Consider the following 14942-nt stretch of genomic DNA (forward strand, 5'->3'; position numbering starts at 1 on the left):
TTATGCTTAGAAAGTCAGGTTTCTGTTTAGTATTGTTTTTCGCGCTTAGTATGGCAAATTTTTCTGCCATGGCCCAAAGTTTTCCTATTGAGCTACCGGCAAGCTGGAAAAAAGGCGAAGCAATTCAATTATTCAATGGTGAAAATTTAGAATACTGGTATACCTTTATTAAGGATCGTGGGAGAGACGAAGATCCAAAAAATGTATTTCAGGTTGCAGATGGATTATTGACGATTAGCGGAGAAGAATGGGGATGCATTACTACCAACAACCCTTATGATAATTATATTTTGAAAACCTCTTTTCGATGGGAAGGAGAAACATATGGAGATAGAAAGGAAAAGGCCAGAGATAGTGGGCTATTAATTCACTCTAAAGGTGAAGATGGTGGATACAGTGGCATTTGGATGCATGGTATTGAAGTACAGATCATCGAAGGTGGAACAGGCGATTTCTTAGCGGTAGGAGATGGAACTGAAACCTTCGGCTTAAGTGCTCCCGTAGCAAAAGAATTACAAGGTAGTTCACATCTTTATGAACCAGGAGGAGATCTTGTTCGAATCAATAAGGGAAGAATCAACTGGTATGGAAGGTCTCCTAAATGGACAGATACCATAGGTTTCAGGGGAAAGAAAGAAGTAGAGAAAAAAGTTGGAAAGTGGAATGATCTGGAAGTTCAGACTTGGGAAGGCAATATAGCAGTCTTTTTGAACGGTAAGTTGGTAAACTTTGCAACAAAGGTTCAGCCTGAATTTGGTAGAATCCAAGTACAATCAGAAGGGGCTACCATACAATTTAAAGAAATTACCCTTTTTCCATTGATTAAGTAAAGGCTTGATTATAGATTCAAAAACATTCACAACAATAACAGCTAATTTTAACAAATAAAATAGATACCATGACCCAAAAATCAATTAAAGTATTAGTAGTAGGATGTGGCAATATGGGTGCCTCCCATGCACTGGCTTATCACCAGTTGGATGGCTATGAAATCGTAGGCCTTGTGTCCGGAGGTAAAACCAAGGAAGTACTGAATGAAAAAATCGGTGGTGGTTATGCATTATATGATGACTTTTATAAAGCCATGGATGCAACCAAACCTGATGCAGTAAGCATATCCACTTATCCTGACACACATGAAACATTTGCAATTGAAGCAATAGAGCGTGGCTGCCACGTATTTGTGGAGAAACCACTTGCGGATACTGTAGAAGGAGCAAGGCGTGTAGTAAATGCAGCTACTAAACACAATAAAAAGCTTGTTGTAGGCTATATTCTAAGACACCATCCTTCTTGGGAGAATTTTATCTCTGTTAGCCATAAGTTAGGCAAACCTTTGGTGATGAGAATGAACCTCAATCAACAAAGTGAAGATAAGATGTGGACCCTTCATAGGAATTTAATGAAGAGCTTAAGTCCTATAGTCGATTGTGGAGTACATTATATTGATGTGATGTGTCAAATGACACGTTCCAAACCTGTACAGGTTTATGCAATCGGAGCAAGACTAACTGAAGAAATACCTGAAGGAAACTACAATTATGGTAACCTTCAAATCAGGTTCGAAGATGGATCTGTTGGATGGTATGAAGCTGGTTGGGGTCCTATGGTCAGTGAAACAGCTTTTTTCATAAAAGATGTTTTTGGCCCTAAAGGTTCCGTGTCCATAGTAGCCAAAGAGGCTGGTGGATCAGGTAAATCGGACAGTATAGAAGCACATACAAAAACTGAGTCACTTCTTTATCACAGATCTGAACTTGATGAGAATGAAAAATTTGCTCATGAAGACGAGTGGATTGACCTAACCGATGAACCTGATCACAATGGTTTATGTAAACGTGAGCAGGAGTATTTCTTGAAAGCCATCAATGAGGATATCGACTTGACTGACCATATGGAAGATGCTGTAAACAGCTTAAGAATAGCTTTTGCATGTGATGAATCTGTAAGAACAGGAAAAGTTGTACAATTATAAAATCAATCAATAGAGTAAAGGCTGGTTAAATAATAGCCAGCCTTTTTATCATTTAATCTATCAATATGTCGAGAGAATTTGATCCTAAAACTTTTCCTATAGGTGTTATTGGATTGGGAATGATGGGTAGTAGTATTGCAGTTTGTATGTTAATCGCTGGTCATCCGGTGACGGGCGTTGAATTGGTAGAAGGTGCCCTTGAGGATGCGAAACTTCGGATTAAAGGGCATTTTAAATTGGCTGAGGAGAAAGGGCTATTAAATGGTCCAACTGAGAATTACCTTAAAAATCTTCATGTGTCTTCTGACCTTTCTACGCTTAAGGATTGTCAGCTAGTCATTGAGTCAATTAAAGAGGATATTAATATAAAAGGGGATGTATTTAAAGCTGTGGATAAGATTGTGGCAAAAGATGCATTTATCACTAGTAATACTTCTGCAATACCAATAAGTGATTTGCAAGTTTTTGTAAGTAATCCAGAACGGTTTTTTGGCTTACACTGGATGGAACCTGCTTTTACTACCCGCTTTCTGGAGGTGATATGCGGAGATAAAAGTGATTTGAAAAAAGCACAATTTCTTTACGATTTGGGAGAATTGTGGCAGAAAGAAACCGTTTTATTAAAGAAGGATATTCCCGGGTTTATAGCCAACAGGTTAATGTATGCCATGTACAGAGAAGCCATGCACCTGGTGGATGAAGACTATGCTTCAGTGGAAGATGTTGATAGGGCATGTAGAAATGTAGCAGGCTATTTTATTCCTATGATGGGGGTTTTTCGTTGGATGGATTTCACAGGAATAGCTTCTTATCGTAAAGTGATGAAGGACCTTTTTCCTACCTTAGATAATTCCGATGCCCCAGGTAAACTCATCAATAAGATTGTCGATGAAGGAGGAACTGGGATATTTAATGGCAAAGGCTTTTATCAATACACAGAAGAGGAAAAAAAGATTTGGCAGGAACTTTACAGTAATTTCTCCTTTGAGATCAGAGACTTGACCCTGAAATATCCAGCGGATATCGTTCAGCAAAAGTTGAAAGAGAAAGAAGAAAAAGGATAAGATAGATTACCCTTTAATGTAAAGCTGCCTTTAGTGGTAAGTTCTTAATTACTTCACCTTCAAATTCCATCATTTCATGTAATCTTTTGTAGACTGTTTCTTCATCGAAATACTGTAAGGCCAGTTCTACAAAAATATTTCCATGTTTGGCTTCAGATGTCCAAAGGGTTTTATAAAATTTTTTCAATGCAGGGTTTTCATGTGCTTCAGAAATCATTTTGAAGCGCTCACAACCCCTGCATTCTACTATGGACCCCATTAGAAGCCTGGATAAAAACCTACTTTCACTTGTCCCTCCATGGGTAAGAGGCATTAACTGCTTGATATAAAGGTCCTCTTTCATATCTTTATTCAATGGCACCCCTCTTTGTTGCATTAGTTCAAAAACATCTTGAAAATGCTCTAATTCCTCTATCGCTGTTTCGATCATGTCAGGAATAATTTTTTCTCGGTCCGGGTACTTGGCAATTAATGATGTTGCCATGGCAGAGGCTTTTCTTTCACAATCTGCATGGTCTTGTAGGAAGGAATTAAAATCTCCCATTACCATATTTAGCCATTCTTGGGATGAAGGAACTTTAAGATCAATGGCGTATTTCATATTGAAATATTTTTGAAATTATTTTTGGGCTTAAAGAAGTAAATGTACCATTTCTTTTTCAATTTTGAGGAGGATTTCAGAAGCTTTTGTCTTTAAAAATGCACTAAAATGGCCCAAGGTATTGCAAAAATCACTGATAATTATGTTCATCGTTTTAACGTAAATAAAGCCTATTTTCAGGATCTACCACCCGATGAGCTTTCTTTAATCGTGGTGATTCCTGCATTCAAAGAGCCTGATATTCTGCCAACTTTAAAATCTTTAGAGCAATGTAAGGCACCTCAAGGAAAGGTGGAATTGATAATCGTTGTCAATGCTGCTGAAAATGTTGGTCTTGAAGATTTAAAAACCAATCAAAATACAGTAGACCAAATAAAGTTTTGGGAAAAGAGTTTGTTGTCCAATGTATTTACTATTAAAATTATCAGAGAAGAGCAACTTCCCAAAAAGTTTGCTGGAGCTGGACTTGCCAGAAAAATTGGTATGGACGAAGCTTTAAGAAGATGGTCAATTCTTCCCAAAAATGGCCCTATTCTCTGTTTGGATGCGGATTGTACGGTATCTGAAACTTACTTGGTTTCAGCAGAAAAGGCTTTCTCTAATCCTTTAATCCAACTAGCCCATTTTCAATTTGAACATTTTTATCTCCAGGAAAAGGATGCGTTTTTAAGGAATGGAATTATTCAATATGAACTACATCTAAGGTACCATATTCAAGGGTTAAAATGGGCAGGGTATCCGAATGCCAAACACACCGTAGGTTCATGTATGGCCGTGAGGGCCTCTTCCTATGCCAAGTCAGGTGGAATGAACAGAAGAAAAGCGGGAGAGGACTTTTATTTTATGCATAAATTGCTTCCAGTTTGTCAATTTACTTATTTAGAGGCGGTAGTTTATCCATCTTGTCGCTCTTCTGATAGAGTGCCTTTCGGAACGGGCAGGGCCCAATTGGAATTTTTAGATTCAGGAGTGCAGATAAGAAATACCTATCATCCTGATACCTACATTTGTCTGAAAAAATTCTTTGACCTTGTTCCTAGTCTATTTAATTCTGATCAGGTTATTGAAAATGTACCAGATGAACTTAAAAAGTTTTTGCTTGAACAGCATTTTGAAAGCAGGGTGAAAGATATAAAAAGCCAGTCGAGTTCATTAAAAATCTTTATCAAAAATTTTTGGCAATGGATGGATGGTTTTATGGTGCTTAAGATGACTCATTATTTGAGAGATTCTTACTTCCCAGAACAGGCCATCGATATTGCCGCCAATTCATTGATAAAGATCTTAGAAGAAAGCCAAAGTACATTGTCCTTGACTGAGTTATTGACTAAGTTTAAACAACTTGACTTGGATTATTTTTCTGATGGGCTAACAATGATGGAAACCTGATGACCTTTTTCAAGGCTTATTTCTATGCCTTCCATAAGTTCTACTCCACTGTAGGTATTTGCCGTTTGTCCTTTTGAAAATGTGACACGGTATTTTTTACCTTTATCGACTGTAAACCATTCAGGAAGTTGGTTGATCCTTGGGTAATCCATTGGGAGTTTAAATATGCTTTGGTGTCTTTTGTGATCAAACTTAATTTTACCATCCCAATCTTTGTCACTCACCATACTGATTAAAATTCCATCTTCCATTGGAATTGCTCCTAGGTAAAGTTGCTCTTTCCAAGGGGAGGCTGTTACTCCCTGACTTTTCCATAAGGAATACATTATGCTTGTGCGTGCAAAATTTCCATCTCCATGCCAACCTTCAATAACCCCTGTGTTTCTAAATTTCTCAGTATTTCTTCTATGAGATGAATCCTGAAGTGACCACATTCGCTGAATCTCACTGTCTATCCATTCTTTAGTCCCAGCTAAGGATTCTCTATTGTATAAATTCAAGGCACTTTCAATTGCATCTGCATATCCATCAGCACTTCCTTCTTCCCAATCAAAATTGGTGTATTTATGTAGGTTACCCATGGCCTTAAGTACAGCCTTTTGATAAGGCTGATAATTGTCTTGTAGAAAAACGCTATAATACGCATTGTAGGTGTACCCATAGGTGTCAGCAATTTCCTCATCTAAAATTTCTCCTGTTTGAGGATTAATTTGGTTGTAAAATAGTCCATCTTCATTTGTGCCAACTTCAAGTATTCTATCCAACATTCTATAAATCGGTGCTTTATATGCGGCACTTTTCTCTTGGTCACTATTGGCTACTGCAACATAGAGTTCGCACAATCCAGATACGATTTCACAACCGTGGTCTCTAAGTCTAAGTATTTCAACATCATCAGTAGGGTGGTGACCACCTAAAAGGTAGTAATCTCCTAAACGTTTGGCCCAGTCCAGGTATTTCTCATCTCCAGTCATCCAATATATACGTGATAAGGCCTGTAGTAATTCTCCATTAACTTCTACATTCAAGGAAGGGATAAGTCCATAAGGCGTTTCATAAGAGGCATTTTTCCAAATGTCATCGATCAAGTCTATCATTCGCTCAGACCAAGCCGTATGCCCTATGTACTCAGTTAAAGGCAAAAGGCCATCTTTGATGTATTCAGAGGAGCCAAAAATAATTTCTTTTTTATCAATCTCTTGATTCTCAAATCCTTCTTTAGAAAATGAATAAGTATCTGGAAGTCTGTCTAATCTGGAAGTTAATTTAATTTCCGTTTGAAGGATCTCTGACATTTTTCCTTCATAAAGTTCTTTGTCTAAAATGGCTGAAGTGAGTACCATGAATGGATAGTTGTCTGCAGCTGCATCTCGGGCGTTCCAAATGTCTATGCTTTCCCTAAGATTTCTTGGAATTAATCCGGATTTTTTGTCTGCATATTCTAGCCATGCGTGGACAAAATAAATGCTTCTTCGGTACCCTTCATGGGCAAGGTAGCCATTTTCAAGGGCTGCTTTTTGATCCGCTTCACTGGCAATAGGTGCAGGTTCCTTACAGGAACTTAAAAACAATGATGTGCTAAAAGCAAAAACAATGTGGAAAATTTGGGTTTTTAATTGATGTCGCATTGATTTTTTTAATTATTCTAAAACAATTCCTCCTTCAAAAATGGCTTTTATTAGTTGATGTGGTGGGGACTTGGTAAGGTAATAAATACCAGAAAGCTCACTTTGGTAACTTTCTACAAATAAACTGTTTTTTAGGCCATGGAATTTCACATTAATTTTATAAACAGGTTCATCTTTAATGCTTAATTCTTCATCTACCATTATGGAAGCATGAATATAATCAGGAATTATCAGTTGTCTTTCGATTTGTTTGGTTTTTGTTGTTAAAACCTGGGTTTGAACTGAAAGGTCGAAAAAGCCAAGATTGGTTTCAAATCCCACAGAAAGAGGAAGCTGTTTCAATACACCATAAAACTGGTAAATATCGTAAAGTCCAGGGTTGCCGGGTAATTTGAGTATTTGTTCACCTTGGATTGGGTTATTGGCGATTATGGATATAGTATCTGCATAGTGGATTTCAATTTTAGTGTCCTTGGTTTCATATTGCCTAACTAGTGGAAATCGGGCTTGTTGGTCAAGTGTAAGTTCAACGGAAAGCTTTTCGTTGCCATTATAGGACAAATCAGCATTGGGGTTTTGGTCTTTATTTAAGGCCATTTTTGTTTGTTCCCTAAATTCCGTAACTGTAGTAGTTAGGAAGGTCTCGAAATCATCATTGATAGAAGCTATGGTTGGGAGGTTATTTTCTGAGAATAGTAATAAAATAGTTTTTTTTAATTGCAAAGTATCACTGTCTTCATCAAAAGACTGAAAAATCTCTGTAAACCCTTCATTTATAGCATTTACCTGATCCATATTTATGGATGGGTCATTGTTTGAAGCTTCATGAGCTTCGCTTATGACATTTTTTATAACAAGCTTTTTAGGTTTTGATTCCTCTATGCTTTCTTCAACTTGAAACTTCCAAATGGGGTAGGACCTCAATGTTATGGTTAAATCTTCTTTCCAAGAAGGAGGAGCATTTACCTGATTATCTATGACTTTTTGCAATGTTTCCATACCAAGCCTCCTCTCGTTAAATGCGGTATTGAAAAGTGGGACAACTACAGGAGTAGGCTTAGGGTCAATGGCTATGGAGCTACTTGATAATTTTGATTTAAGGTTTAAATTATTGAGCGCTAATGAATCTAAATTAAAGGGTCGTTTGTCATAAAAGGATTTAAAATTTATATTAGCAGACGGGAGTTCATATTTATGGATTTCTAATCCAGTAGAGGGATCACCCATAACCTTATAAACGGCGAATAAAGGGTGTTTTTCATCTCCTTCATTTGCCACATAGGTACCAGGATCTCCACTATATCGTGGAATAGAAAATTCAAATCCCTGATTCCCGAGGTCCGACGAAGCTATTCCTGACCCTCTTAAAATTTCACTGTTCTTATCGAAGCCTATTTCACCGGAAATAACCTCCATTTCTCCTGTTGGAGTGACTATTATTCCGGATAAATTATTAATTCTTGGTTTGGGAATTGCCTGGTCAACAATATTCAAGTGTAAGGTGATTTGATTACCATTTATATTGGCAAATGAAATATTGCCTTTTATGGAAACCATATTTGCCTGGGAGACATAGTAAAAATCGGAAGCAGATAAGGCATTGGTAAAATTTGTAGGTGCTAATTCCGGGAGGCAAGGTGTTGGGTGAAATTTTGCCCTGTCTATGCTTCCCTGCCACTTGTCTGTAGTATTCAAGCCCTTTTTCAGTACCAATTCATTCCATTCAATAATTGGAGTATTATGTAAAGTAAGAATATCGGGTAATAAGCAATAAATCCGTTCTTTTCCCTCTGGGAAAACCATGATGTCAGGCAAAGGAATTTGATGTGATTTTCCTTCGGACTGAATTTCCAAGTAGCTTAAGTTGGCTGATTTTGCATCAAGTTTAAGATCAGGACAGGATTGTGCATGTGAATGGTTTGTTATTAGGAGTAGGGAAATACCTATCAAAACCACAACGAAAATAGCTTTCCTTCTCATAATTTAAATGGATTTAGATCACATGATAATTTTATTTTAATTTAGTAAAATTTTAGGGGTTAAAAAAGTTCGAATATTATTAAAAACAGAATTATATCAGGTTAAATGGGGGTAAATTTGAAACTTCCCTTAGTAATCTATTTCTAGATGGAATAGTAAACGGCATGATTTTCTTGTAAAACCAGCGCTTCCCTTTGGTGTTAGGGAGTCTTTATATCTCCTAGCATGTTTTGCTTTTAGGTACAAGGATTAGGACAATAGCAGTGGGTTTTAACCATGGTAAAGAAAAAATCACCATCACCAGTTTAGTGGTGATGGTGATTTTTCTTTAACCCGGATTATGTAATAAAATTTCTCCGTCCTGACAATTGTCAGGGGTAATAGCCTTTCCCGTGTTTACGGGAAGTGTTGCAATCGCAAGACAATCAGGCTGTTTAGAGATTTTAGCATAGCACCGCTATGGTGAAATTGAAAACAGCAACGAAGTAGCTGATTTTAAAGCGATTTCAGCACGTAATAGATTATCTATTGCATATTTCGGGTTCAATGACTATAGTGATTAATGAGAATAAGCTAGGTACACCTTAGATGAACCAAGGTTGAATTTTTACAAGTCCATCAATAATTGATCAATTTGCTGAATAAAAGTTTCAGTTTCTTTTTTCTCAGTTTGGATAAATCCATTGTCTTCTAAAGCGCCCAAAACAGCATCTCTTTCTTTTTCATCCGCATAAACCATGTTCCTAAATGGGTTGTCATAGTCCTTTTTTCTGCTAGTGTAAATGTTTTCTGACATACTTTGCCTAAAAATTTTTGAATCCTCCAGCATTTGTTGGAATTGGACCATATTGAATTCTACAGGGTTTATTCCATTATCAGAAAAAGCAATGGCAAAAGCATGTTTTGTTTTGGCTTCTTCATAAGCATTACCAAATACTTTGTAACGGTCATGAAGCTCTTTCCAACTGTTAATTACCCCTTCTTTTACATCAGCAATCAATTGATCCATACTTTGTTTCGGAACCAATTGACCACCTAAATTAATCCACTTATCAGGAGCGGGTAAATTTTGTGTTATGTCTTGTAAGAATTTTTCATCTTTCAAGTCGGCCTGAGAATAGTATTCTGTAAGGCAATAAACTGGATAGTATTGAATGAGCTGCTTGAACTGAGTATAGGCCTCAATAATCTTTATTACTCTTATTTTTCTTTTGCTGTTTTCCCAGCCCGAGGCGAAGACATCTAACTCCCGAACTACAGGGGCTTTAGAAGAAAGCAATTCTTTTCCTTTTTGTTTAATTGACTGTATGGACTGTTCTTGCTCCGTTGGGTATTTGTTGAAATATGCCCTTCCACATAACTCTTCCATTAAGGGGATGGACTGTAAAACTTCCACCATACTGTCTGGTGCTAGAAAATCAAATTCCAACCTTTGAAATTTCTCAATCCTTTTATCCCTGGCTTTGTATTTCCATGCATTTCTGGATAAAGCATACATATTGTATTGAAACCAATAAGCAGGCATGACAACGAGTTCATCATGGGTCACATCATTGCTTATTAATGAAAATGGCAAAGGTATATCCAACTCAGCTGGATAATCTCCTTTGGCTACAATGGTAAATGTAGCCAGACGTGAATTGTGTTTGAGACTGACACACAAGCCAGGCCAGAAACCTCTTCCTGCTATGATTTCACCATCAGCTCCTCTAGAGTTGTGATTAGATCCCACTGTGGCTCCAGCGGCCATATTGCTTTGACCTTGGATCAATGCAGCGCATAAGAAGGAATTGTTGTGGTGCTGCTCATGAGAGGGGAAAATCAAGGAGTTCAATACTTCGCAACATGAAATGGTTGCATTAGAACCCAAATAACTATTGATCAAACGTGCTCCGTACTTTAATTGGGATTGAGCAGCCATCAAAAACCTCACTGCCTTTACCCCATAAAATATAGTGCATCCCTCACTTACAATTCCATTAACCAATTCACAGCTTTCACCGATTTGGGTGCTGGCATTAGCCGTAGAGTGTATCGTTAAATTTTTCAGTTTATTTGCCCCTTTGATATAAGCATCAGAACCAAACCAAACATCTTTGATGATCAGGGTATTTTTTATGATACAGCGATTTCCCACTTTACCATAATACCCTCGTTTGACATCAAATTCATTTTGAGTAAATTCCAGTAATTTAGATTGAAAAAGGGTGTCTGTTCTATGTCTTGACCACATCCAAGCATCACCTGGAAGCATCCCGCTAAATGGAGCTACCTTTCGGCCTCCATTTTCATTACACAGTTCAAGCCAGATTCTAACCTCTTCCGATTCCCCTTCTTTGACAATGCCATTGCCAAATTTTGCATGGCTTGTGGTTGACATTTCATTGATATTTACCAAAACTACCTCATCACCTATAATATAATGAGAAAGGTAATTAACATTATCAATGATTACATTGTCTCCAATATCACAACTAATAATATGACTGTTATAAAGCCCAACGGGCATTCTTAGGTTATGGTATTCCAGAAAAAAGGGCTCCAATTTACCGATTCTCACCAAGCCAAAAAATTTACAATTCTTAACCAATTCCGGATTGAAAGCATCTGAAACAAATATTTTATTCCAGTCATCCGCCTGATTTTGGTTCCGGACGAGTTGTTCTATTTCACTTGCATTCAAATTTCGAAATACAGTTTTTGTCCTATTCTGCTTGTTTCGAAGGTAATATTCATCTGCCCCTTCCGGTAGGTATTTTGGATCAATAAACTTATAACCCAAAGTTGATAGAGGGTGGCGGGATATTTTATTCATAATTTTTTAAGTGTTTAAAAAATAATCTATTCTACAGTTACGGATTTCGCTAAATTCCTTGGCTTGTCTACATCAAGTCCTTTTGCAAGACCGGTATAATAAGCTAACAACTGTAGGGGAACCACACTTATAAGTGGTGCGATTAGTTCATCTGCAGCTGGAACAGCAATGATGTCATCCGCAATTTCTTCAAATACAGTGTCATTCTCGGTGACCACAGCCAGTACCATTCCTTTTCGTGCTTTGATTTCTCTGGCATTACTTACCAGCTTTTCATGGTAAAGATCGCGTGTTGCCACAAATACTACTGGAAGGGTTTCTTCCACTAGGGCGATGGGACCATGCTTCATTTCAGCAGCAGGATAACCTTCTGCATGGATATAACTGATTTCCTTTAATTTAAGGGCTCCCTCCAATGCGATTGGGAAATTATAGCCTCTACCCAAGAATAGGAAATCTCTTGCATGTTGGTATTTCCCTGCTAATTTTTCAATGGAACCTGCAGAATTTAAAACATCCAGGATTTTGTCTGGAACCAGGGACAATTCATTAATATAATGTTGGTACCTGTCCTTGGTCAAAGTTCCCTTAGCATAGCCTAGTTTAATGGCTATCATGTACAAGACAGTAAGCTGGGCAGTAAATGCTTTGGTTGAGGCAACACCTATTTCTGGCCCTGCATGGGTATATGCTCCAGCTTGGGATAACCTGGCAATACTTGATCCAACCACGTTGACTACTCCAAAGATAAAGGCTCCTTGGTTTTTGGCATTTTCAAGTGCGACAAGGGTATCTGCTGTTTCGCCACTTTGAGATACAGCTATGATCACATCTCCTTTATTTATTACTGGGTTGCGATACCTGAATTCCGAGGCATACTCTACTTCTACAGGTATTCGGCATAATTCTTCTAAAACATATTCGGCCAATAATCCCGCATGCCAAGAGGTACCACAACCTACTATAATAATTCGTTTGGCCTCCTTAAGCAAATCAAGGTGCTGGTCAATGCCTCCCATTGTGATGGTTCCTTTTTTAGCATCAAGTCTTCCTCTAAGGCAATCAAAAACGGCTGTAGGTTGTTCAAAAATTTCTTTAAGCATAAAATGCTCATAGCCACCTTTTTCTATGGCTGCCAACTCCATGTCAAGCTTGGTGATAAAAGGAGTTATTCTCTCATTACCAGGGTTCTTGAGGATCAATTCATCAGGCTTAACAATAGCCATTTCATAATCGTTGATGTATACCACTTCTTTGGTATATTCAATGATAGGAGAGGCATCAGAAGCTAAAAAGTGTTCATTCTTCCCAATGCCGATGACGAGTGGACTGCCTTTTCGTGCAGCTATTAATGTATCAGGTTGATCCTGATCCAATAAAATAATGACATAAGCACCAACAATTCTTTTAAGAGCTATTCTGACTGCTTCCTCAAGGTTTTCTGCATCATTTTGGTAAATGTCATCTATAAAATGAAGCAATACTTCAGTGTCAGTGTCACTTTCGAAAGCATAGCCTTTTTGTAGTAGCTCCTTTTTTATTGGAGCATAATTTTCAATGATGCCATTATGGACCATTGCTAGTTTACCTGATTTAGAGCGATGAGGATGAGCATTTCTGTCAGAAGGCTCTCCATGAGTTGCCCACCTGGTATGGCCAATCCCGGATTGAGCATGCAGGTTTTTCCCAACTAAGGAGGATTCTAACTCAGCTACTTTGCCCATCTTTTTAAAAACAGCCAATTCTTTGTCTAAGAGGGCTACGCCTGCACTGTCATAACCTCTGTATTCTAAGCGCTGAAGGCCTTTTAAAATTATTGGATATGCTTCTCTGGATCCAATGTATGCAACTATACCACACATAATAAAATATCGGAATAATGTTTTGTAAAAATTGTTAAAGAAATATTTTCCCGAAAATTAATGAATAAAAATGATGAATTACAATATCGAATTTTGCTGGGAATCGTATAGAAAATTAAAAAGACAGGAAAAGTTTTCCTGTCTTTTTAATAATTTATAAAAGTTTAAATAAAATTTTATAAATGTTCTGTTAAAGAGAAAAGTAATTTTGAAAATCTTTCGAGAATATTCTGCTTACTTTAATGAATGTTACTTAAGTATTAAAACAATTTATTGAAAATATTGTATAAAAATTACCTATTTTCTTTCATTTTTATTTCATTAATCCAATTTTGATAGAGTTCGTTCAACTCTTTAACTCTATCAGGGTATTGATCGGCAAGATTTTTCACCTCTGTAGAATCCATTTCCATATTGGTCAGGTATAGTTTGTCTGCCTCAGTGAAGGTCAGTTTACCTGTAGGGTCATATGGGTTTCCTAATAGTTTCCAGGGGCCTTTTCGAACCGCCCAGGCATGATTTTTATTGTCTGGAAATCCAGTGCCCCAAAACATGGTTTCGTGTGGAGTAGCTACTTTTGAATCTAAAATTAAAGGAAGCAGGCTTTTTCCATCTATCTTTTGACTAGAAGGTATTTTAATATCCGTCAATTCAGCAAGTGTTGGCATCCAGTCTATGCTATTTGCCCAGTGATGTCTTGATTCATTTACTGGCAGTCGAGAAGGGAATCGAATAATGGCAGGAACCCTTATTCCCCCTTCCAGCATACTGAATTTTGCACCATTTAAAGCTCCAGCATCACCACCACCAAAAAATGCCCGCTCTTCTACGCTAAAGCCATGGTCTGATTGGTAAACAATTATTGTATTGTCTAACTCACCGATTGCTTTTAAGTGGTGATAAATTTCCCCAACCATTTCATCAATAGTGGATACAAATGCAGCATATTCCTTTCTTGGACTTTCAAGTTCAGCATAATAATCCAGCCATTTTGGGTCGCCCTGATAGGGGTAGTGAGGCATATTGATGGCCCAATAAGTGAAAAATGGTTGGTCTGACTTTTCACTTACAAACTGTTTCATTTCCTGTACCATAAGGTCTCCGAAAAATTCACCAGGCCTGTATATTTCTGTTTCATTTCGATATAGGTCATGAAGGTTTGGGCCATGCCAGTAAAAAAAGTGGGAAAAATTATCTATACAACCTCTCTGGTGACCAAAGAAATAATCAAATCCTTGCCCATTGGGTAATTTTTCAGGAGTATGTCCAAGATGCCACTTGCCTATTAAACCAGTTCTGTAGCCGTTGGATTTGAACATTTCAGCCATGGTAACTTCCTCCGTTGGTAAACCAGATTTACCCTCTGGATCTGAATGAGGAGGAGAAACGTTGCCAAAAAGTCCAGCATTAAAATTATACTTGCCAGTCATTAATGCGGCCCTTGAAGGTGAGCATACAGGTGCTGCAGCATAAAATTGGGTGAATTTAACCCCTTCTGTAGCCAGTCTATCAATATTAGGGGTCTTTAAGTCAGTAGCCCCAAAACTTCCCAGATCTTTATAACCTTGATCGTCTGTAAGTATGACGATTACGTTTGGTTTTTTGGAGGATGGACCTTTCTGGGCCAT

General features: G+C 37.6%; 10 protein-coding genes. 4 read left to right on the forward strand and 6 right to left on the reverse strand.

Features of this window, described 5'->3' with window-relative positions; all coding sequences use genetic code 11:
* The first annotated feature begins 2 nt into the window (after nucleotides 1–2).
* The 3 genes from CA2015_RS19885 to CA2015_RS19895 all read left to right on the forward strand — a co-directional run bounded on the left by CA2015_RS19885 (nucleotide 3) and on the right by CA2015_RS19895 (nucleotide 3039).
* Nucleotides 3–830, forward strand: coding sequence for a 3-keto-disaccharide hydrolase (locus CA2015_RS19885; RefSeq protein WP_048643480.1), 828 nt, complete (start codon nucleotides 3–5; stop codon nucleotides 828–830).
* Nucleotides 831–898: 68 nt separating this feature from the next.
* Entirely contained in the window at nucleotides 899–1975 is a 1077-nt protein-coding gene (locus CA2015_RS19890) for a Gfo/Idh/MocA family protein (RefSeq protein WP_048643481.1), read from the forward strand.
* Between the two features lie 65 nt (nucleotides 1976–2040).
* Nucleotides 2041–3039 (forward strand): 3-hydroxyacyl-CoA dehydrogenase family protein, encoded by a 999-nt coding sequence (locus tag CA2015_RS19895; RefSeq protein WP_048643482.1) that lies wholly within the window; start codon nucleotides 2041–2043, stop codon nucleotides 3037–3039.
* Nucleotides 3040–3052: 13 nt separating this feature from the next.
* Here CA2015_RS19895 and miaE read toward each other — a convergent pair whose 3' ends face one another.
* Nucleotides 3053–3640 (reverse strand): tRNA-(ms[2]io[6]A)-hydroxylase, encoded by a 588-nt coding sequence (gene miaE / locus CA2015_RS19900; protein ID WP_048643483.1) that lies wholly within the window; start codon nucleotides 3638–3640, stop codon nucleotides 3053–3055.
* A gap of 108 nt (nucleotides 3641–3748) precedes the next feature.
* Between miaE and CA2015_RS19905 the strand changes: the two genes are divergently transcribed.
* Nucleotides 3749–5029 (forward strand): glycosyltransferase, encoded by a 1281-nt coding sequence (locus CA2015_RS19905; protein ID WP_048643484.1) that lies wholly within the window; start codon nucleotides 3749–3751, stop codon nucleotides 5027–5029.
* On the opposite strand, the gene CA2015_RS19910 is transcribed toward CA2015_RS19905, so the two are convergent.
* From CA2015_RS19910 to CA2015_RS19930, 5 genes are all read right to left on the reverse strand, one after another.
* On the reverse strand, nucleotides 4993–6657 hold the full coding sequence (locus CA2015_RS19910) for a glycoside hydrolase family 88 protein (protein WP_048643485.1): 1665 nt from the start codon (nucleotides 6655–6657) through the stop codon (nucleotides 4993–4995). The genes CA2015_RS19905 and CA2015_RS19910 overlap by 37 nt on opposite strands.
* Nucleotides 6658–6669: 12 nt before the next feature.
* Nucleotides 6670–8637, reverse strand: coding sequence for a hypothetical protein (locus CA2015_RS19915; protein WP_048643486.1), 1968 nt, complete (start codon nucleotides 8635–8637; stop codon nucleotides 6670–6672).
* A gap of 607 nt (nucleotides 8638–9244) precedes the next feature.
* Nucleotides 9245–11452, reverse strand: coding sequence for a DUF4954 family protein (locus tag CA2015_RS19920; RefSeq protein ID WP_048643487.1), 2208 nt, complete (start codon nucleotides 11450–11452; stop codon nucleotides 9245–9247).
* A 26-nt stretch (nucleotides 11453–11478) separates the two neighbouring features.
* The gene (gene glmS / locus CA2015_RS19925) at nucleotides 11479–13314 is read right to left on the reverse strand and encodes a glutamine--fructose-6-phosphate transaminase (isomerizing) (RefSeq protein WP_048643488.1); all 1836 of its coding nucleotides are present in this window, start codon (nucleotides 13312–13314) and stop codon (nucleotides 11479–11481) included.
* Nucleotides 13315–13607: 293 nt separating this feature from the next.
* Nucleotides 13608–14942 (reverse strand): sulfatase-like hydrolase/transferase, encoded by a 1335-nt coding sequence (locus CA2015_RS19930; RefSeq protein WP_048643489.1) that lies wholly within the window; start codon nucleotides 14940–14942, stop codon nucleotides 13608–13610.

Source organism: Cyclobacterium amurskyense, assembly GCF_001050135.1.
Taxonomy (GTDB): Bacteria; Bacteroidota; Bacteroidia; order Cytophagales; family Cyclobacteriaceae; genus Cyclobacterium; species Cyclobacterium amurskyense.

Coding starts and splice junctions, on each gene's coding strand:
- CA2015_RS19885 (WP_048643480.1), top strand. CDS start 3: ATGCTTAGAAAGTCAGGTTTCTGTTTAGTATTGTTTTTCGCGCTTAGT.
- CA2015_RS19890 (WP_048643481.1), top strand. CDS start 899: ATGACCCAAAAATCAATTAAAGTATTAGTAGTAGGATGTGGCAATATG.
- CA2015_RS19895 (WP_048643482.1), top strand. CDS start 2,041: ATGTCGAGAGAATTTGATCCTAAAACTTTTCCTATAGGTGTTATTGGA.
- miaE (WP_048643483.1), bottom strand. CDS start 3,640: ATGAAATACGCCATTGATCTTAAAGTTCCTTCATCCCAAGAATGGCTA.
- CA2015_RS19905 (WP_048643484.1), top strand. CDS start 3,749: ATGGCCCAAGGTATTGCAAAAATCACTGATAATTATGTTCATCGTTTT.
- CA2015_RS19910 (WP_048643485.1), bottom strand. CDS start 6,657: ATGCGACATCAATTAAAAACCCAAATTTTCCACATTGTTTTTGCTTTT.
- CA2015_RS19915 (WP_048643486.1), bottom strand. CDS start 8,637: ATGAGAAGGAAAGCTATTTTCGTTGTGGTTTTGATAGGTATTTCCCTA.
- CA2015_RS19920 (WP_048643487.1), bottom strand. CDS start 11,452: ATGAATAAAATATCCCGCCACCCTCTATCAACTTTGGGTTATAAGTTT.
- glmS (WP_048643488.1), bottom strand. CDS start 13,314: ATGTGTGGTATAGTTGCATACATTGGATCCAGAGAAGCATATCCAATA.
- CA2015_RS19930 (WP_048643489.1), bottom strand. CDS start 14,942: ATGGCCCAGAAAGGTCCATCCTCCAAAAAACCAAACGTAATCGTCATA.